This is a genomic window from Metallumcola ferriviriculae, from assembly GCF_035573695.1.
In the GTDB taxonomy this organism is placed as follows: Bacteria; Bacillota; JADQBR01; order JADQBR01; family JADQBR01; genus Metallumcola; species Metallumcola ferriviriculae.
Genome location: NZ_CP121694.1, coordinates 3,580,393 through 3,599,666, shown reverse-complemented (window position 1 = coordinate 3,599,666; position 19,274 = coordinate 3,580,393). Strand labels below are relative to the sequence as shown.

The window sequence follows — 19,274 nt, the reverse complement described above, 5'->3', positions numbered from 1 at the left end:
TAAAGTTTTTCTAAACTATGCCGATTATTTTATTAGAGGACGTTTTAGGCGGGGTGATAAGCATGAAAATTTATGATCAGTCACATTTGAAGCTGGCAAAAATTTATCAACAAAAGGCGCAAGAACGGCATAACCCACAAAAAACAATGCACGAAGAGGCAGATAGGGTGGAAATATCACAAGCCGCCAAGGAATTACTGGGTTTGACAAAAAAAGTGATGGAACTTCCGGAAGTGCGGCAGGAGAAAGTTGCAAGTTTAAAAGATAGTGTGCAGAAGGGTGTTTACCAGGTTCCGGTGGAAGCTCTAGCGGCCAAGATGCTGCAGAATATTAACGCAAAGAAGGGTGATTCCTGATGGAGCAGACCTTTGAAGAATTAATGGGAGCATTAAAAAAGGAACGAGAAATTATTGACGAGCTGGTTGAGTTGGCAGAAACTGAAACCCAATTGCTTATTAACTCTGATGTTCAAGGATTGATGCAGCTGGTAAATACACAGCAGCAGGCAGGTAATAAATTGGCAAATTTAGAAAAGGAACGGCTGGTTTTGGAAAAGAGATTGGCGGGGGAACTTTCTTTTGAAGACGAAAATGTTCGCTTAACTGAACTGATTAAAGCAGCCGGTGTAAGCGTACCTGCGGGACTTCAGTTTTTGGCGGAAGGCATGAAAAAGCGTTATTACCAACTGGGTGCCTTAAATGAAACTAATAAATTACTTATTAAGCAGTCTCTTGGCTATGCCAATAAGATGTTATCAGTGATATTACCCCAACGGAAAACTACTTATCAGGAAAGTGGTGCCGTTAAGTTAGCTAACAATGCATCTAGACTTGACCAAACTGTTTAGGCGGTGAAATGATGAGTTCTTCTTTTTTTGGTTTGAATATCGCACTTAAAGGGCTGCAAGCCCAGCAAAAAGGAATGGAAGTGACCGGTCATAACATTGCCAACGCCAATACGGAGGGCTATTCTCGACAGCAGGCAGTTCTGGTTCAGGACCGTTCCATTGAGATCGGGGATTTGCGTCTCGGCACCGGAGTGGATGTGGCGACCGTAAGACGCATGCGGGATGATTTTTTGGATGCTCAGAGCCAATCGAATAATACTCAGTTGGGCTTTTGGGAAGCTAAACAAGATATGCTGGGTCAGGTGGAGCTAACATATATGGAACCATCTGACAATGGTCTTGCCAATATGATGACGCAATTCTGGGATGGATGGCAGGAGCTGAGCAAAAACCCAGAGAATTCCGCAGTGAGGGTCAGTTTGGTTCAAAATGCCAATGCTTTGGCAAGCGGAATCAATAAAGTACATTCCGACTTAACAAATATTGTTGAGAGCATTGAAGATTCGGCAGGAAAAACTGTGCAGGACATAAATACTAAACTAGATCAAATTGCCCAATTGAACGGACAAATCCGCAGCAGCCAGACGGGTAATCAGGCGCCTAATGACCTGCTGGATAAGCGGACATTGCTGATAGATCAGCTTTCCCAATTGGTGGGAATCCAGGTACAGCCCACAGAAAGTGGCATGGTGGACATCTATGTGGGCGGGCGGCCATTAGTATCCGGGACCGACTTTCAGGGACTGACATTAGACAGAAATGATGCCGGCATAGAGGTGAAATGGGCAGGTGCCCCAACTGAAGATCTTACTATCAGCGGTGGGAAGCTTAAGGGTCTGCTGGATGTACGCCAGGAAATTAAAGATACCTATTTGAATAATCTTGATACTTTGGCGGCTGTCCTAATTGATAAAGTTAACACGCTGCATCGTTCCGGGTTTGACTTAACCGATGATGTTGACAATACGGGCAATAATTTCTTCGAGTCATTGCCTTCACCGACACCTGATAATTATTCGGCGGCTGCCAATATTAAGGTGAGTGATCAGATATTAAATGACCCTGGGAAATTAGCTGCGGCATCTTTAGCTGACAGTGCCGGAGATGGCAGTATTGCCTTAGAAATTGCCCAACTTAAGCAGGCAGCAGTATTGAATGGCGATACTGCAACATTTGATGAATTCTATACGGATGATATTTCACGTTTAGGCGTCAATGCTCAAGAGGCCAATCGTATGGTGGAAAATATTGATGCAATGAAGCAGCAGCTGCAGGTGCGACAGGAGGCGGTGGCCGGGGTCTCCTTAGATGAAGAAATGACTAACTTAATGCAGTATCAGCATGCTTTTTCTGCAGCGGCCAAGGTGGTATCTGCCATTGATGAGATGCTTAACGTACTCATTAACCGGATGGGTTAGTAAGGAGAGGTAAATATGCGTGTTACGAATAAGATGATTAAGATGAATTCCTTGGACAGTCTTCAGCAAAACCTCAACAAGCTTAGCAGGTTGCAGGACCAACTTGGTTCGGGTAAAAATATCTCCAGGCCGTCTGATGATCCTATTCTGGCCACCCGGGCGATGGATTTAAACGGGACTTTAGCGGAGATCACTCAATACACAAAAAATGTGGATGATAACATTTCTTGGCTTGATTTTACGGATTCTTCTTTAAATGATGTAACAAATATTATCCATAGATCTAAGGAATTAGCTGTTGAAGGTGCCAGTGATGCACTGGCAGAAGGTTCACGGGATGCGATTGCGGCGGAAGTAGACCAATTAATTGAGCAGCTGGTTTCAATAGGCAATTCATCCTTAGGTGGTAGATACATATTTGCCGGTTTTAAAACCAAAGGGGACAACCCATTCCAAAGAACTGGCGATACTGTTAGTTACAATGGTGATAGCGGCAAGATAAGAAGAGAGATTTCTCCCGGTGTGGAAATGGCCGTTAATGTTACCGGTAAAGAAGTATTTATGGACAGCGGTATTTTTGATACATTAACGGAACTAAAGGATGCTTTAAATAATGCCGACACCGATAAGATTACATCCGATGTAATTGGACAACTTGAGGATTCGCTGGATAAGGTTTTAACGGGCAGGTCTGAAATGGGCGCAAAATCTCGGCGGATGGAATTAGCTAAGGAAAGAATATCAAGGGATGAAATAAATTTCAAGAACTTGCTTTCTCAGTTTCAGGATATTGATGTGGCGGAAATTGCTGTTGAATTGCAAATGCAGCAAAACATCTATCAAACGGCTTTGTCGGCAATGGCTAAAACCATTCAGCCCAGTTTGATTAACTTCTTAAGATAAACTTTTAAATACCTTCCAAAGGTGTGTGGCGATTATGAAAGTGATTTCGAAACGTTTTGGAGAATTAGAAGTCGATCAGAACGCAGTAATTAATTTCGAGGAAGGACTGCTGGGGTTTAATTCTGCAAAGCAGTTCGTGCTGCTGGATGTTCCCGAAAATCCGTTGTTTAAATGGCTGCAATCGGTGGATAGTGCTGAGGTAACATTTTTATTGGTGGATCCTTTCGTGATTAAAAAGGACTATTCGGTAAAACTTGACGATACTTTTCTTAAGGAACTGGAAATTGAAAACAAAGAGCAGGTATTGATATACACCATTGTCACCATACCTGCAGGGGGCTTTATAAATGCCACCACTAATCTGATAGGGCCGTTGCTTATTAACTGGCAGCGAAAACAAGGGAAACAAATAGTGCTTGAAGACGAGAATCTTCATGTGAGACAACCGCTGTTTAACCCAAGAAATAAGCCCGCCACTTCTCAGGCAGCCCAATGTGGAGGTTAAATTATGCTTATTTTAACCAGAAAGAAAGACCAAGGAGTTGTTATTAACGGCGGAATTGAAGTGTTTGTCGCAGCCATAGAGGGAAACAAGGTTAAGCTAGGGATTAAAGCGCCCAAGGAAGTATCTATTATTAGAAGCGAACTGATGGAAGCGGTTAAAGGTGAAAATAAAGCGGCCAACGATATTGGTGCCGTTGAAATAGATTTTTCAGCTTTCAAACCCCAACAGGATTAAGGAGGTAAAGGAGTATGGACATCAGCAGTGCTGCTGTTGGTCAACCAAGATTGCCTGAAAAAAGAAAAATTCAGGGGACCCAGGAAGTTCAAAAGGATAAGCATAAAAAATCGGAAACCCAAAATAAAGAAGGGCAACCAAGACAAGCGAGACAACCTGGTATTAAGGACAATGAGTTTATTGCGGCTATTGAAACCGCCAATAAGTCTTTAAAATCTTATAAGACTAGGTTTGAGTTTTCCATTCATGAAGCTACAAAGGAAATTATGGTAAAGGTTGTTAATACTGAGACAGACGAGGTCATCCGTGAGATCCCGCCGGAGAAAATTTTAGATATGGTTGCTAAAATGTGGGAGCTTGCTGGAATTATGGTAGATGAAAAAGTTTAAGGGGTGAGTTAGATGCCTTTAAGAATAGGCGGGTTGGCAAGCGGTATGGATATTGACAGCATCGTGAAGGACTTGATGAAGGCTGAGCGAATCCCTCTAGATAGGTTGAAACAAGAGCAGCAAACACTGCAATGGAAGCAGGACGAATATCGTGATATCAACAAATCATTATATGCTTTGAGAGACGAGGTGTTTTCTCTTAGACTGCCTTCCACTTTCGATGCTAAGACTGCCACATCGGGTAATTCGAGTGTTGCGGAGGTTTCCGCCAATGCTGCAGCAGTAGCAGGTACTTACGAGATTTCCGTATCCAACCTTGCGAAGGCGGCTTATAAGACCAGCACCGTTGAGACTGCTGCTTATACTACTGGGGCAACATTAGAGCAGCAATTTGGTTTCGGCGCCACCGCTGCTGATAAGACGCTGGCTTTCACCATTAATGGCACGGAGTTTTCTTTTGATGCGACTCAAGACAGTGTTTACACGGTTGTAAAGACGATAAATGAGTATAAGGATGCTACCGGGAATGGTTTGGGAGTGACGGCTTCCTATGATGCCGACTTGAAAAGATTTTTCTTGATGAGCGATAACACCGGCGCCGGTCAGCAAATAGATGTGAAAGATACGGTTGCTGTTAATGGAAACACTTTAATGGGATTTGCACTGCACATCGACAAATCCCAGATAGCTGTAGGCGAAGATGCTCAATTTACCTTAAACGGGACAGCGCTCTCTAAGTCTTCTAACCAATTTACCATTAATGCAGTTACCTTTAACTTAAAAGGTATCAGCAATCAGGATGCAGGCGGAAATCCAGTTCCATCTACTGTTATGGTCAGTGCAGATACCGAGGCTGTTTTTAACAGCATTAAAGACTTTGTAGAGCTTTATAACGAAACTATGGAAGACATTAATACTGAATTACAAGAAAAAAGGTACAGGGACTTCCCACCACTTACTGAAAGTCAAAAGGAAGGAATGTCCGACAAAGAGATAGAGCTCTGGGAGGAAAAAGCCAAGAGCGGTCTGTTACAAAATGACCCTATTCTCAATAAAGTTGTGTCGGACTTACGTAAAGGGATATCTGATATTGTAGAAAACATCGGTGGCAGTTACACCAACATGACTGAAATAGGCATTACTACCGGGTCTTGGTATGAGTTGGGGAAGCTTCACCTTGATGAAGGTAAGCTGCAAAAAGCACTTAACGATGATGTGCAAGGTGTTAAGGATTTATTTACCAACGATAGTGCGGTAGATAATGAACAAGGTATTGGTATCAAGCTTTATGATGCGATTATTAATGCCACTAAGCGTCTGATCGATAAGGCCGGCAGCCAAACCGGGTTTACTACCGTAGATAACAGCTATATCGGTAAAAAACTAAGCAGCTTAGATGATAGAATTGATAAATGGGAGGATAGGCTGCTGGATGTAGAGGACCGGTATTGGAAGGATTTCTCCAGGATGGAACAGGCTATTCAGCAAATGAACGCCCAGAGCGCGTGGCTGGCCCAGCAGTTTAACAGCGGTGGTGCTTAAAGGATGATGATAGGGTGCTGAAAGGTAAAGATAAGCTGCTGGCAGATAAAAAAGAACTTCTTAGTCGCTTTCTGCGTCTAACCCGGGAACAGTCGGAATGTATGTCAGATGAGGCCTACGCTCAACTCGGGGAGTTAAGTAATATAAAACAGGATTTAATAGAGCAGATAGATGCTATTGACAAGAGACTTAGCAACCGAGAGCGCATTAGTTTTACCCACACAAATCAGGAAATAAACAAGGAAATTCAGGAAATAATTGCTGAGACATTATCTATTGACAGGGATAATAATAAATTACTGGAAACGATGAAGCGTGACACCTTAGAAAAGATTAAACATACCAAAATCAGAAGAAGAATGCACTCCTTGTACAGAGGGGACCATCTTTCCATTGAGGGAACACTGCTGGACAGAAAAGGCTAACCTTTTCAAGGAGTGAGTGGGATGTTTTTTAAGATACCAGGGATTGATAACCTGGTCGTCAACCGTATTAAAGAAAGAACCAGCAAACAGGTTGTCTTTCAGTCGGAGAAAACGAAGATAGCCGAAGATAAATCCCAGGAAAATAAACAAAATAAGCAAAGGAAAAAGCGGCACTACAATAAGGAAGACATGGAGAAGGCGATACGCGACCTTAATGAATTACTGGCAGAAAAGAACACGCCGCTGGCCTTTGAAATGGTTGAAGAAAAGAGCCGTTGGCATATAAGGATAATCGATACTTCGAAGCAGAAGGTATTACATGTTAATGTGTCTCCAGAAAAGGTAATGGAAATGCTGACGGCAGTTGAAAAATCAACCGGGGCAGTGATAGATGAAACCGTGTGAAAGAAAGGTTTGGAGGGGAGATTATGAATTCGGCTTTAAATGCTTATAAAAAGAACCAGGTGCAGACAATTTCCCAGGAAAAACTGGTGCTGATGCTTTACGATGGGGCAGTTAAATTTACTTTAAATGCCATTGAAGCCTTGGATGATAAAGATATTAGCAGGGCAAATGAAAACTTTATTCGCTGCCAAGACATTATTCTGGAGTTGATGTCCGGCATTAACTGGGAAACAGGAGAGTTGGCCCAAAGCTTTTATACGATATATGAGTATATGCACCATTCTTTAATGCAGGCAAATATTAAAAAAGATAAGCAGATTGCGGTGGAAGTCTGTGGGATGGCACGAGAGTTGAGGGATGTTTGGTCACAAATGCTGGGTGAAGCTCAGGGAACTAAGGATTATAGCACTCAGAAAAGAAATTTAAGTATCAGCGGCTAAAAAGTTTTTTAATTTAAGACTAAAGTTTTCTAAAAATAAGTCGATATATGTATTGTAGGGGTTTCAATGGATAACTTTTCCCCAAGGGGCCCCGGGGAAGTTGTCATAAAATCAGGCGACATGGAGGTCGCTTCTAAACAAAAACAGGGAGGTTTAAAACAACATGAGAATTAACACTAACATTGCGGCTTTAAATGCTTATCGTCAATTAAGTAACGCCAACATCAACACGTCCAAGTCTTTGGAAAAGCTGTCGTCCGGTCTACGCATCAACCGTGCCGGTGATGACGCAGCAGGTCTAGCAATTTCAGAAAAGATGCGTGGTCAGATTCGCGGTTTAGAGCAGGCATCCAGGAACGCGCAAAATGGTATTTCCTTAATTCAAACTGCTGAGGGTGGCCTAAACGAGGTCCACTCCATCTTGCAGAGAATGAGAGAACTATCCGACCAGTCTGCCAACGGCACTAACACTGCTGAAGACCGTAAGGCTATCCAGGATGAGGTTCAAGCATTAAAAGATGAGATTGACCGCATTGGTAACACAACTGAATTTAACACTCAAAAGTTGTTAAACGGTAACCTGCAGGGGGGAGCCATTACCGGTTCCAGCAGCACAAACGGGGCAGTTGTAGCCAAGCTTGATTCCGCTTCTCTAAGTGCGAATATGTCTACTGGTAGCCCTGGTACTTATACAGCAGAAACTATCAATGTTGACGGTACCGACATCACTGTTGACTGGCAGAACCTTACCAGCGAACAACAAGCCGTGATTGACGGCGGTATGGCGACTGGTTCCAGCTACACCGCTAAGACAGCAGCTAAGGATCTAATTATTAGTACCATTAACAATGCCATAGATGCCTCTGGTAAGAACATTGACCACGTGAGCGGCTACGTTGATGCTGGCACCGGTGATTTGACTATGGAAAGCGGCAGCACAGGCACTGATTCTAACTTGACCGCCGGGGCTAGTGGTGTGTTAGCAGATGTATTCGGTGCTTCAGCTACTGACGCCGGGACGAGTGTTTATAATGGTGCTACTGTCAGCAGTGTTGCATCCGCGGATCTTGAAATAAATGGCGTTCTAATGGAAGTAACCTTTGGTTCTGACATAACCAATGGCGACTCGATGAGCAACTCCGCCACTACCATCGAAACTGCTGTTAATACCTCGATAGATAACTATAATACTGTTAGCGGCAAACTAGCAGGTGAAGAGGGCTTTATTGAGCATGTAACAGTAACTGTAGGTGACAACGGCGCGTTTAGCGTTAACAGTGAAAGCGGTTCCGTACAATTACAGGACCGCGCCGGTCAAACTGCGGTATCAGACCTTGGTCTCAGTCAAGCTCAGACAGAAGCGACCAGCAATGGCGGCATGACTTTCCAAATAGGGGCGAACCGCGGCCAAACTATTTCGTTTGGAATTCAAGATATGCGTACTATCGCACTGGGTATTGGTAATTTGGATGTTTCAACAGCGGCGGGCGCATCTCAAGCATTAGATTCCATTGATGGTGCCATTAAGAACGTTTCACTGCAGCGCAGTAAAATGGGTGCCGTTCAAAACCGGTTGGAACATACCATTAACAACCTGAACACTTCCACCCAGAACATGAATGCTGCAGAATCCCGTATCCGCGACGTGGATATGGCTACCGAAATGATGAAGTTTACAAAGAGTAATATTCTCAGCCAGGCTGCCACTTCCATGTTGGCTCAGGCGAACCAACTACCGCAGCAGGTGCTGCAGTTATTACGTTAGGTTAAATTCCCAAGTTAAAAGAGAGAGAGAGCAAGCTTACCTTGCTCTCTCTTTTTAAACTCTCATCCGAAAGGATTATGGAAATGAAAATATCTGCGTGTGTAATAACAAAAAATGAGCAAGAAAATCTGCCTGCTTGTTTAGGGAGTATTGCATCAGTTGTTTCAGAAATGATCGTGGTGGATACAGGCTCGTCGGATAATACTGTTAACGTGGCCAAGGAATTGGGCGCAAAGGTCTCTTATTATCAGTGGGATAATAACTTCTCCAATGCTAAAAACGCGGCTATAGCCAAAGCAACCGGTGATTGGATAATATTTTTAGACGCAGATGAATACCTTACCGAGCAAACTGCTGAAAAGTTGTCCATGGTGCTAAAACTAGCTGAGAAAGAAAAAGCAGATTTCATTGATGCGCTGTTAGCTAACTATGATACGGGTACTAAATCTATGATAAATTCTTTTAACCAAACCCGAATTTTCCGAAATTCTCCTTTCATTAGATATGAGGGTGCTATCCATGAAAAACTGGTTTCTAAGAAACAGCATTCCAAAAAGCTAGACGCTACCAAATTCCTAACGATTATGCATACAGGATATTCCCGTTCTGAGATGGAAAGAAAAAACAAAGCGGACAGGAATATAGAAATACTATTGAAAGAATTAGAGAATAAACCCCAAGACAGCCTGCTTTGCTTTTATCTCTCGGAAGCGTTTTTGGCTAAAGGGCATAGCAAAGAGGCCTTGGAATATGCCGAGAAATCGCTGGATTATAGGCAGAACAGCAAATTAGACATCTATAAAAAGAATTACTTAAATATGCTTAAATGTTTAATTCATGAAAAGCATCCTGCAGAGAATATTAACCAAATTATTCAACAGGCAATTGATGAGTATCCTGATTTTCCTGATTTTTATTTTTACCATGGGGCGCTATTAGAACAGCGGTACCGGATAACCGATGCCATATTGGCTTATGATAAAGGGTTAAATTTGATGGAACAGGGATTAGGTTCTCAGTCAGGAATACTTCATGATTTTAAGGAAGTGCTTTTTGCCGTAGGAAATCTTAACATTAAAGTGGAAAATTATCATGAGGCGGTAAAACTCCTAATTGAAGTTTTGAAAGCCGATCGATATTATTATAAAGCATTAGACAGTTTGATGCGAGTGCTTATCAAATTCGAGCAAACAAAAGACATTATTGGCTTATTTGCAAAGATATATGACTACCAGGCACCCAAAGATGTGCTGATGCTGCTTAAAGCGGCTTCGGCTGCCGGAGAACCTAATATTGTGGAGTTTTGTTTAGATAAACTGGCAGGCGAAAAGGTTAATCTAGAGCAAGAAGCAGCCCAACTAAAACTATTACGCCGGGATTTTCCCAGTGCCGCCAAGGATTTTCAGAAGCTTTATTTAGAGAAGTTTGATAATGTTTTAGCAGTTAAGATGATATCTTCAGCCATTTTAAGCAGAGAAGAACAGCTTATCAGAGATGTTTCACAACTGGTAAAGCCTTCGCTGAAAAGGTTGGCCGATCGGGAATTGAATCAAGATATTTTATTTTTACCTGAAGATAGAATGGATATTGCCCAAGTGTTTGAAGTTGCTATTAAAGTACAAGAATTTCATTTTGTAAAAGACCGGATCAGCTTACTTAGGAATAATAATTTGCTATGGGAAGTTGCAGAAACTTTATATCTTTATGAAGAATATGCAGTGGCATTAATGTGTTATGAGGAGTTTTTCGCAACTGAAATGAGTGGGGAAACTTTTTTAGATAGTATTTATTCAGATATTCTGATTAAACAAGCAGAATGCTTGTACAGAATTTACGGAGTAGATGGAGCAAAGGAAGCTTCGGTGAAATTGGAAAAAGCCTTACAGTTGTCCCCAAAAGATTACAGAGTATATCGCGTAGGAATACTTTTTTCCGAGTTGCTAAGTGATTATGGTAAGCTAAATCAGTGGGTAAAAACAGGGATAGAATACTTCCCCGATTCTAATTACTTAAAAAGTAAGCTGCAGTGAAAAAACTTTGATAAGTAAGGAGCATAACTATATGACTTTTAAAAAGCGACTTTCCTATCTAAACACCATAATTGAAGGGCTCAATTTTTCTAATGAAGATAGTTTAGTCATTGAGGATACTAGGGGTCGTTTGCAGTCTAAGGAAGTATTTGTTGTTTATACTAAGATGGCTCAGCGGTTGGAAGACCATCTGGAAATAGCACTGCAAATACTTGTTAACAAGGGATATAAAATAAGCATCTGTCCTTTCGAAGACATGGATATAGAGATGTGTGAAAAATTTGCTTGCAGATATCAGCACCAAGATGTCCGTTCGTTAGACTACACTATTAATCACCAAGGGGCGTTGACGGTATTAAACCAATGTTATTTTAGTATTAATTTGGCACCAGTAGTCAATACGCTATCACTAGCATTACTGCAACCCGTCTTGCAATTAAACTACAATGACGAGATTTCAGATTATTTTAGTAAACTTAAATTAAAAGAATTATTGATAGATATTGACCAATTAACAGCAGGAGTTATTATAAATAAAGTGGCTGATTTGGAGGACGGATTTAAAGAAGTAGTTACGAAAATTGAGGAAATATTTCAGGATTGCAAGTTTGATCAAACCAATGACGTAGAGGAAGAATTAAGACAACACCAGCAGCAAGTCAAATCGAAAGTAGAAGCGTTGATTACTGAAGGCTATTTCGAGGACGCCAAAGAAATATTAACAGAATACGAAGCGGTCGTTTCTAATGATATAGATCTATATTCTATGAAAGCAATTATCGCTATTATGAAAAAAAGCTTAAACGAGGCGGAAATTTATCTTAAAAAGGGCTTAGACTTAGAGCCCAATAACTTCGACTTGCTATATAACTTAGGATACCTTTATACAGTGAAAGGGCTGAAAAAACAAGCCAGTAATACATACCAACGGGCACTGCCTTATGTGCCTTCAAAAGAACTAAAGGATGAGATAACAGGATTTATCAACCAAATAGGCCAAGGGAAGGGTAGTTCTGGAACTCCCCTAACCAGCATTGTAATTTTGACTTATAACAATTTGGAATATAGCAAACTTTGTATTGACAGCATTAGAAAATATACGGCAATAGATTCTTATGAACTGATTGTGGTGGACAACCACTCCGCGGATGGCACTGTTCAATGGCTAAAAGAGCAAAGAGACATTAGGTGTATTTTTAATAAAGAAAACTACGGTTTTCCTAAAGGGTGCAATCAAGGAATACAGATTGCTGCAGGAGACAGTATTCTCTTGTTAAATAATGATACTGTTGTTACCCCTAACTGGTTGGATAATCTGAAGGCAGCCTTAGATAGCAGTAAAGATATTGGGGCTGTGGGTGCTGTTACTAATTCTTGCTCAAACTATCAAGTTGTTCCTGCACAGTACACAAATCTTGAAGAAATGTTTCGGTTTGCAAATAAGTACAATGTCAGTGATGCTAACAAATGGGAAGAACGTCTTAGGCTAGTTGGTTTTTGCATGTTAATTAGGAAAGAAGTAGTGGATAAGGTAGGATTACTTGATGAACAATTTACACCAGGGAACTTTGAGGACGATGATTACTCTTTGCGGGTAAGGCAAGCAGGCTACCGATTGCTACTATGTAAGGATACTTTTATTCATCACTTTGGTAGTGCATCCTTTGGCAAGAGGTCTGAAGCCTATAACCAGTTATTGCGTACTAATAGTAAAAAATTTCAGGCAAAGTGGGGGGTAGACCCCTACCATTTTATTGAAATTAGGAAAGATATAACCGACGTCATTAAAGAGAACGTTGGGGGTTGCAAAAATATTCTTCAAGTAGGTTGTACCGGTGGAGGGACTTTGCTAGATATCGGCAGAGAGTTTCCCCAAGCAGAGCTTTTTGGGGTTGAGGATATAAATGTTGCCCTACCGGATGTCTGTAAGTTTGCTACTATTAGATCAAACCTGAAAAGCTTTGACGGCCAACGTTTCGACTGTATTATTATTACCTCGCAGGTAAGAAACCTTAAGCATTTTAGGGACACTTTGGCAACGCTTGCAGAATACTTAGAAGAAGCGGTAATCGTTATTGCGTCTATACCATCGGAATTGGACGTGGAAAATAAACAATTTGGCAGACAACTAAAGAAACTTTTCCAGAACTATTCATTAAAAACAATTAACACCGAAAGGGGTCTATTAGCTTGTCTGAAAATTGGACATATGCAGGCTAAATTACCATTAGTGAGCATTCTCATTCCTGCCTTCAACCGGCCTGATTATTTGGAAATAGCGCTTAACAGTGTCTTGGCACAGACCTATGAGAAAATTGAGATAGTAATTTGTGATGACAGCACTACTGACGATGTGGGAAATATGATTCAAAAGTACTTGACCGGGCATAGTAATATTCGCTACTATCGTAACGAAACAAACCTGGGGCAGTTTGATAATGATTTAAGGCTATTGGGATTAGCAGAAGGCGAATATATCAACTTTCTAATGGATGATGATGTTTTTGAAGTTGAAAAAATAGAAAAGATGATGCGATATTACCTTCAGGACATGAATGAAGAGATAAAATTAGTAACATCACACAGACAGATGATTAACAAAAAAGGTATGAAGCTGCCTAAAAAAGGTGTAACGCAACAGTTGTTTAAGGAAGATACGGTGTTGAAAGGTATAGAATTCGGAGACTTAATGTTAAGGCAAAATTTCAACTGTATTGGAGAACCTACGACAGTTCTATTTCGAAAAAAAGATTTAATTGAACCCTTTGGCTGTTTCAACGGGCGAAAGTATGGGTGTAATGTTGATATTGCAACTTGGTTAAACTTATTAAGCCAAGGCAAGGCGGTTTACATTGCTGAAACGTTAAGTTATTTTAGAATTCATGATGAACAACAATTGAGTTCCCTTAAGATGAAGTTATTGGGGGCTATGGACTATGCACACGAAGTCTTAACCGCACGGGAGAAAGGTTTCTTAGTAAAAGAGAAAGATTTTAATGAAACAATTTTAAACTGTCAGAATTATATAACCTATGTGTTGAATGACTTAAAGGAAAAAAATTATAATCAAACAGATGTAAGCGAACTCCAAAATTTCCAGCAAAAGTTGCTCAACTTGAAGCAGAAGACATATATGGAATCTAGAGATATTGAAATAACTGCGGCGGCCCCTTTAGTTAGTATATTAATCCCAGCTTATAACAAACCTGACTATTTGGAAGCTGCTTTAAATAGTTCATTAAATCAAACTTATCCCAATATTGAAATTATCATCGGCGACGATAGCACCAATAATAAGGTTGAAAAAAGGGTTAGTTCTTATTTAAAGAAGTATGACAATATCAAATACTTTAGGAATTTGCCACCCGTTAAGGATTTTGGGCTGACAAATGTAAAAAGATGTTTGGAGAAAAGTTGTGGTGAGTATATCAATTTCTTGATGCATGATGACATGTTTCACCCCCAAAAGATAGAAAAGATGATTAGTCACTATCAAGCTAATAATAATGTTACTTTAGTAACTTCCTACCGACACCTTATCGACGAGAAAGGGGAAATACTTTCTCCTTTACCTGCAACAAAAAAATTATTTAATGAAACAACAGTAGTGAAAGGAAAAGATCTTGGAAGGTTTATCATCAAAAATTTGATAAATGTTATCGGCGAACCGACGACGGTGTTAATAAAAAAAGAATACTTGGGGGAAGACTTTGGACTTTATACGGGCAAGGAGTATTGTAACCTGATAGACGTAGCTTCATGGCTAACGTTATTGAATAAAGGAGATGCAGTATATATATCGGAAGGATTAAGTTACTTTCGCCAACATGAAGACCAAAACCAGAAGAATACATCTCTCCATGTTATGGGAATTATCGAATGGTATAGACTGGTCCAGGACTCGTTTAAAGTCGGGCTGTTAGACAGAACAGAGTACCTTCAAACAATTAAACACTGGTTTGTTAGCCATGCTAGCGTATTAAAGGAAGTAGATCATACTCTTAGCCAGGAAACCAAAGCAGAATTATATAATATATTTAACGAAGCATTAGGTTTAACATTGTTTGAAGAAAATCAGGTGGGTTGACTATGATAAATGTAACCAAAACATATTTACCTAATGTTGAAAAATATAAACACTATGTTGACAGAATATTTGCGTCCGGCTGGGTTACTAATAATGGGCAGGTCATGCAGGAACTGGAACAAAGGTTAAAAGACTATTTACAGGTAGAGAATTTAGTGTTGGTTAGCAACGGAACATTAGCACTTCAGGTTGCATATAAATTGCTAGGTATTACGGGAGACGTTATAACCACCCCATTTTCCTTTGTGGCTACCACGAGCAGTTTGGTATGGGAAGGTCTAAACCCTATATTTGTGGATATACATCCACAAACGCTGAATTTGGACTGGACCAAATTAGAGGATGCAATTACTGAAGAAACCTCTTGTATTTTGCCCGTTCATGTTTTCGGCAACGGGTGCCATGTTAAAAAGATACACAATATAGCAAGCAAGTATGGTTTAAAAGTTATTTATGATGCTGCACATGCTTTTGGGGTTAAATTTAAGGATAAGAGTATCTTTGACTTTGGAGACATATCTGTGCTTAGCTTTCATGCAACCAAAGCCTTTCACTCCATAGAGGGGGGCGCATTGATTTTTAATGATAACAAGTTATATGAAAAAGCTAAACTAATGATAAACTTTGGTATTGATGGGCCGGACATGATCACCGAACTTGGCATAAATGCAAAGATGAATGAATTTCAAGCTGCCATGGGCCTCTGCGTCTTGGACGATATTGATGAAATCACGAAAAAACGTAAAAGTGTCTATAAATATTATTTAGAAGCACTTTCAGAAATACATTCTTTACAGATTCCTCAACCAAATAAATTATTTACCTCTAACTACAATTACTTCCCGATAATTTTTAGCAGCGAGCGAGAGTTATTAAAAATTAAAATGCTGTTTGAACAGGATAATATTTATCCTCGAAGGTATTTCTATCCGTCATTAGAAAAATTGCCATATATTAAAGGTTCAGGTAATGTACCTATTGCCGATGACATATCGCGGCGGATATTATGCCTGCCTTTATTTGCCACATTAACACGGCCAGAGCAAGATAAGATTATCAGCATTTTAGTAGGGAATCTATCCACGGATGCTTTCTAGTGACAGAAGGTCTTGAAAAGCTACCACTTTTACGATATGTATGCAAATGCAATAAAATGAGGTGTGGGGAATGTTTAAATGTCAAGGTAAAAACATAAATATTTTTGACAGAGCAAAAATTGTTTATCCTGAGAATATAGAACTGGGAAGCAACGTGATTATCGATGACTTTGTTTTGATAGTTGCCAAAAAAAGAATAGTTATTGGCAACAATGTTCATATTGCCAGCTTCACTAGTATCACGGGGAACGAAGAATTTATCGCTGAGGATTTCAGTGCGATTTCATCTGGATGCCGCATCTTCACAAGTACTGATGATTATTCTGGAGCCTACCTGTCTAACCCCACAGTACCAGATAAATATAAGAATGTGTTTTCCGCACCCGTTGTTATAAAGAAGTATTCCCTTGTTGGTGCTAATTCGGTAATTTTGCCAGGAAGTATTATAGAAGAAGGTGTTAGCATTGGTGCTAACAGTCTGGTAAAGGGTTTGACTGAGCCATATTGCCTGTACGTTGGAAATCCAATAAAAAAGATCCGCCATAAAGATGAAAAACAATTTAAAAGATTAGAAAAGGATTATTTGTCAAGATTGCAGGGGAAAAAGTAGAGGAGAAAGGGACTGAATTTTAAAGATGGCAATAAAGCAAAACATTTTAATAGCAATTGAATGTAATATTAACAAGGGAAATTTGCGCCGTGCCAAAGAATTACTATCGCATTATTACACTCAGTATGGTATGGATGAGGCATACTGCAGTACCATGGCGGTAATACATATTCACGGCGGCCAATATCCATCAGCCCAAGTGATATTGGAGCAAGGCCTTCGAATTAATGCTATAAACCTAGATTTATTGTTCAATTTAGCATTTCTGCAATTTTTACGTGGTGACATCATATATGCCGGATACCTTTGCGAGAAAATCCAAACACTGTCAAATGATGAAAACTTAATTACTGAGGTGAGGGATTTAATTAGCAAAATAGATTCAAGTGACCCTAGTGTAAAAAGAGCAAACCATAGATGTAATATTTGTTCCTCTGAAGTAAATAGGTTTTTGCCTTGGGGAGGCTACATATCTCCAGCGGTGAGTGAATATCAAATAATAGGCAGCGATATAGAAAATTTTTCTTGCCCTCGTTGTCGGGCTCACGATAGGGAAAGGCATATGGTGCTTTTCTTTGATACGCTTGATTTTTGGCAAGAGAACATAATTGGTAGGCGCGTTCTGCATATGGCACCAGAAAAGCATATTAAAAAAATAATCGACCTTTTAGGTACAGTTGAGTATGTCCGTGGTGATTTGTACCCAACTAGTAATGATGTCAAAAGAATTAATATTACTAACATTAACTATGAAAATAATCACTTTGATTTTATTATTTGTAATCATGTTTTGGAACATATTGTAGACGACCAAAAGGCAATAAAGGAGCTTTACCGGGTGCTAAAACCTGGAGGGAAGGCGGTGCTACAAACGCCATACTCAGCCAAGATCAAAGTTTCGTATGAAGATGAAACAATTGTTGCTGAGCAAAATAGATTGGAAAAATTCGGACAAGCAGACCACGTGAGAATATATGGCTTAGATTTTTTTGAAAGACTTAAGGCCGCGGGTTTTGAAGTGGCTATTATCCAAAATAGTAGCTTATTTACAAAAGAAGATGCTTTTCATTATGGATTTAATGAAAAAGAAGATCTGATATTAGTGCAAAAATAACGACTTCAGGGGTGTACACAATACGATATTTCTTATACCCAGGTTTACAATCTTGCTTAACCAACAAAAAACAATATTAGTTATATTCCACAATAACCGTGCCGGGGTTATTGTTTTTTTAGCTAATTTTTCAACAATATAGGTGTATTCTCAACTCTGTAAATACATTACTTAGAAAAAACATCCAAGGACATATTAAAAAAAGGTTGTAATTTGAAGGAATTAAAGGCTTTTTGTTGAAATATCTTCCTTAACAAGAAAAAATGCCATATTGAGGAAAAGGCTTGTAATTACAGTCACAAACCTATCTATATAGGGGGAGTTAGATGAACGGTCTACTAAATGATGTGACTTCTCAACTGTTGACCAAGGCTTTGAATGTGGGTGCTATCAGGCAGCGTGTTATCAGTAATAACATTGCTAATATCAACACGCCCGGATTCAAACGCTCCTTTGTTACCTTTGAAGACCAACTGCAGGAAGCACTAGCTCGAACTGAAGGTTTTGCAAACAAGCAGGTAGGGGTCAAACCGGAGATAATTCAGGACGAAAGCAGCTCCATGCGCCAGGACGGAAATAATGTAGACATGGATAAAGAGATGGCCAATTTGGCCATGAACTCCATTAACTACAGCACGGCGGCGCGGCAGCTTAATAAGAAATTTGCCATGCTGCGTTATGTGATTACTGAGGGAAGGGGATAGAATTATGAAGTTATTTCAATCCATGGCGACCAGTGTTAGCGCGCTGACAGCCGAACGACTGCGGATGGACCTTATTTCCAGTAATATTGCCAATATTAATACCACTCGTACCGCTGAGGGCGGCCCTTATCGCCGTAAGGTGCCGATATTTGCGGAAGTACTGCAGCAGAACATGGAGGGGGAGACGGTTGGTCAAGGAGTAAAGGTGTCTGCAATAAGGGAAGATGGCTCTCCGCCGAAAATGATTTTTGATCCGGAGCATCCTGATGCTAATGATGAGGGTTATGTGGCTATGCCCAATATTAATGTTGTTAAAGAAATGGTGGATCTGGTTACTGCCACTAGAACTTATGAGGCTAATGTAACTGTATTAAACGCAGCTAAAACTATAGCGACTAAAGCGTTAACCATAGGCAGGTAGGAGGGGTAATTGATGAAAGTCGATTTGCAAACAGTAAATCCCTTACAGACCGCCTTTAAGGCGGCAGGTAATTCCAAAATTGGTGAGACCAATGAGGGCCCTTCTTTTGCTGACCAGTTAAAGAAAGCTTTCTATGAGGTTAACGATATGCAAGTAAGGGCTGACAAAATAACCGAGCAGTTCGTTGCCGGAAAGGTGGAAGATATCCACCAAGTTACCGTAGCGACTGAACAGGCCAACCTCGCATTACAACTAACAGTACAAGTTCGAAATAAAATCGTTGAAGCATACCAGGAAATAGCCCGTATGCAGGTATAGGTCTTTCGGGGGGAATTGGC

Annotated in this window: 20 protein-coding genes; all 20 read left to right on the top strand. The window is 40.2% G+C overall.

Features of this window, described 5'->3' with window-relative positions:
* Positions 1 to 62: 62 nt before the first annotated feature.
* The 20 genes from flgM (at position 63) to fliE (ending at position 19,254) form a co-directional block, all read left to right on the top strand.
* Positions 63 to 356: a flagellar biosynthesis anti-sigma factor FlgM gene (gene flgM, locus MFMK1_RS17780; protein WP_366923015.1), complete on the top strand. Its 294-nt coding sequence runs from the start codon at positions 63 to 65 to the stop codon at positions 354 to 356.
* On the top strand, positions 356 to 847 hold the full coding sequence (locus tag MFMK1_RS17775; protein WP_366923014.1) for a flagellar protein FlgN: 492 nt from the start codon (positions 356 to 358) through the stop codon (positions 845 to 847). The genes flgM and MFMK1_RS17775 overlap by 1 nt, the downstream gene beginning before the upstream one ends.
* An 11-nt stretch (positions 848 to 858) precedes the next feature.
* The gene (flgK, locus tag MFMK1_RS17770) at positions 859 to 2,265 is read left to right on the top strand and encodes a flagellar hook-associated protein FlgK (protein ID WP_366923013.1); all 1,407 of its coding nucleotides are present in this window, start codon (positions 859 to 861) and stop codon (positions 2,263 to 2,265) included.
* A gap of 15 nt (positions 2,266 to 2,280) precedes the next feature.
* Positions 2,281 to 3,168, top strand: coding sequence for a flagellar hook-associated protein FlgL (gene flgL, locus MFMK1_RS17765; protein WP_366923012.1), 888 nt, complete (start codon positions 2,281 to 2,283; stop codon positions 3,166 to 3,168).
* A 34-nt stretch (positions 3,169 to 3,202) separates the two neighbouring features.
* Entirely contained in the window at positions 3,203 to 3,673 is a 471-nt protein-coding gene (gene fliW, locus MFMK1_RS17760) for a flagellar assembly protein FliW (RefSeq protein ID WP_366923011.1), read from the top strand.
* A gap of 3 nt (positions 3,674 to 3,676) precedes the next feature.
* Positions 3,677 to 3,907 (top strand): carbon storage regulator, encoded by a 231-nt coding sequence (locus MFMK1_RS17755; protein ID WP_366923010.1) that lies wholly within the window; start codon positions 3,677 to 3,679, stop codon positions 3,905 to 3,907.
* Between the two features lie 14 nt (positions 3,908 to 3,921).
* A complete protein-coding gene (locus MFMK1_RS17750) occupies positions 3,922 to 4,296 on the top strand; it encodes a flagellar protein FlaG (RefSeq protein ID WP_366923009.1) in 375 nt (124 codons plus the stop codon).
* 12 nt (positions 4,297 to 4,308) lie between these two features.
* Positions 4,309 to 5,838, top strand: coding sequence for a flagellar filament capping protein FliD (gene fliD, locus MFMK1_RS17745; protein ID WP_366923008.1), 1,530 nt, complete (start codon positions 4,309 to 4,311; stop codon positions 5,836 to 5,838).
* A gap of 14 nt (positions 5,839 to 5,852) precedes the next feature.
* Entirely contained in the window at positions 5,853 to 6,263 is a 411-nt protein-coding gene (locus MFMK1_RS17740; protein WP_366923007.1) for a hypothetical protein, read from the top strand.
* 21 nt (positions 6,264 to 6,284) lie between these two features.
* A complete protein-coding gene (locus tag MFMK1_RS17735) occupies positions 6,285 to 6,668 on the top strand; it encodes a flagellar protein FlaG (RefSeq protein ID WP_366923006.1) in 384 nt (127 codons plus the stop codon).
* Positions 6,669 to 6,691: 23 nt separating this feature from the next.
* Entirely contained in the window at positions 6,692 to 7,108 is a 417-nt protein-coding gene (gene fliS / locus MFMK1_RS17730) for a flagellar export chaperone FliS (RefSeq protein WP_366923005.1), read from the top strand.
* A gap of 163 nt (positions 7,109 to 7,271) precedes the next feature.
* Positions 7,272 to 8,873 (top strand): flagellin N-terminal helical domain-containing protein, encoded by a 1,602-nt coding sequence (locus MFMK1_RS17725; RefSeq protein ID WP_366923004.1) that lies wholly within the window; start codon positions 7,272 to 7,274, stop codon positions 8,871 to 8,873.
* Between the two features lie 83 nt (positions 8,874 to 8,956).
* Positions 8,957 to 10,903, top strand: a complete 1,947-nt coding sequence (locus MFMK1_RS17720) for a tetratricopeptide repeat-containing glycosyltransferase family 2 protein (protein WP_366923003.1) — start codon at positions 8,957 to 8,959, stop codon at positions 10,901 to 10,903.
* A gap of 31 nt (positions 10,904 to 10,934) precedes the next feature.
* Complete coding sequence (locus MFMK1_RS17715; protein ID WP_366923002.1) at positions 10,935 to 14,990, top strand: glycosyltransferase; 4,056 nt, start codon at positions 10,935 to 10,937, stop codon at positions 14,988 to 14,990.
* Positions 14,987 to 16,087 (top strand): DegT/DnrJ/EryC1/StrS family aminotransferase, encoded by a 1,101-nt coding sequence (locus tag MFMK1_RS17710; protein WP_366923001.1) that lies wholly within the window; start codon positions 14,987 to 14,989, stop codon positions 16,085 to 16,087. Before MFMK1_RS17715 ends, MFMK1_RS17710 begins: the two co-directional genes overlap by 4 nt.
* A gap of 70 nt (positions 16,088 to 16,157) precedes the next feature.
* Entirely contained in the window at positions 16,158 to 16,697 is a 540-nt protein-coding gene (locus tag MFMK1_RS17705) for an acyltransferase (protein WP_366923000.1), read from the top strand.
* 25 nt (positions 16,698 to 16,722) lie between these two features.
* Positions 16,723 to 17,811, top strand: coding sequence for a methyltransferase domain-containing protein (locus MFMK1_RS17700; protein WP_366922999.1), 1,089 nt, complete (start codon positions 16,723 to 16,725; stop codon positions 17,809 to 17,811).
* A 326-nt stretch (positions 17,812 to 18,137) separates the two neighbouring features.
* The gene (gene flgB / locus MFMK1_RS17695) at positions 18,138 to 18,515 is read left to right on the top strand and encodes a flagellar basal body rod protein FlgB (RefSeq protein ID WP_366922998.1); all 378 of its coding nucleotides are present in this window, start codon (positions 18,138 to 18,140) and stop codon (positions 18,513 to 18,515) included.
* A gap of 4 nt (positions 18,516 to 18,519) precedes the next feature.
* The gene (gene flgC, locus MFMK1_RS17690; protein WP_366922997.1) at positions 18,520 to 18,936 is read left to right on the top strand and encodes a flagellar basal body rod protein FlgC; all 417 of its coding nucleotides are present in this window, start codon (positions 18,520 to 18,522) and stop codon (positions 18,934 to 18,936) included.
* A 12-nt stretch (positions 18,937 to 18,948) separates the two neighbouring features.
* On the top strand, positions 18,949 to 19,254 hold the full coding sequence (gene fliE / locus MFMK1_RS17685) for a flagellar hook-basal body complex protein FliE (protein ID WP_366922996.1): 306 nt from the start codon (positions 18,949 to 18,951) through the stop codon (positions 19,252 to 19,254).
* Positions 19,255 to 19,274: the final 20 nt, after the last annotated feature.

Bases quoted from the DNA above. Each gene is read 5' to 3' on its own strand.
- flgM (WP_366923015.1), top strand. From the start codon at position 63: ATGAAAATTTATGATCAGTCACATTTGAAGCTGGCAAAAATTTATCAA.
- MFMK1_RS17775 (WP_366923014.1), top strand. From the start codon at position 356: ATGGAGCAGACCTTTGAAGAATTAATGGGAGCATTAAAAAAGGAACGA.
- flgK (WP_366923013.1), top strand. From the start codon at position 859: ATGAGTTCTTCTTTTTTTGGTTTGAATATCGCACTTAAAGGGCTGCAA.
- flgL (WP_366923012.1), top strand. From the start codon at position 2,281: ATGCGTGTTACGAATAAGATGATTAAGATGAATTCCTTGGACAGTCTT.
- fliW (WP_366923011.1), top strand. From the start codon at position 3,203: ATGAAAGTGATTTCGAAACGTTTTGGAGAATTAGAAGTCGATCAGAAC.
- MFMK1_RS17755 (WP_366923010.1), top strand. From the start codon at position 3,677: ATGCTTATTTTAACCAGAAAGAAAGACCAAGGAGTTGTTATTAACGGC.
- MFMK1_RS17750 (WP_366923009.1), top strand. From the start codon at position 3,922: ATGGACATCAGCAGTGCTGCTGTTGGTCAACCAAGATTGCCTGAAAAA.
- fliD (WP_366923008.1), top strand. From the start codon at position 4,309: ATGCCTTTAAGAATAGGCGGGTTGGCAAGCGGTATGGATATTGACAGC.
- MFMK1_RS17735 (WP_366923006.1), top strand. From the start codon at position 6,285: ATGTTTTTTAAGATACCAGGGATTGATAACCTGGTCGTCAACCGTATT.
- fliS (WP_366923005.1), top strand. From the start codon at position 6,692: ATGAATTCGGCTTTAAATGCTTATAAAAAGAACCAGGTGCAGACAATT.
- MFMK1_RS17725 (WP_366923004.1), top strand. From the start codon at position 7,272: ATGAGAATTAACACTAACATTGCGGCTTTAAATGCTTATCGTCAATTA.
- MFMK1_RS17720 (WP_366923003.1), top strand. From the start codon at position 8,957: ATGAAAATATCTGCGTGTGTAATAACAAAAAATGAGCAAGAAAATCTG.
- MFMK1_RS17715 (WP_366923002.1), top strand. From the start codon at position 10,935: ATGACTTTTAAAAAGCGACTTTCCTATCTAAACACCATAATTGAAGGG.
- MFMK1_RS17705 (WP_366923000.1), top strand. From the start codon at position 16,158: ATGTTTAAATGTCAAGGTAAAAACATAAATATTTTTGACAGAGCAAAA.
- MFMK1_RS17700 (WP_366922999.1), top strand. From the start codon at position 16,723: ATGGCAATAAAGCAAAACATTTTAATAGCAATTGAATGTAATATTAAC.
- flgB (WP_366922998.1), top strand. From the start codon at position 18,138: ATGAACGGTCTACTAAATGATGTGACTTCTCAACTGTTGACCAAGGCT.
- flgC (WP_366922997.1), top strand. From the start codon at position 18,520: ATGAAGTTATTTCAATCCATGGCGACCAGTGTTAGCGCGCTGACAGCC.
- fliE (WP_366922996.1), top strand. From the start codon at position 18,949: ATGAAAGTCGATTTGCAAACAGTAAATCCCTTACAGACCGCCTTTAAG.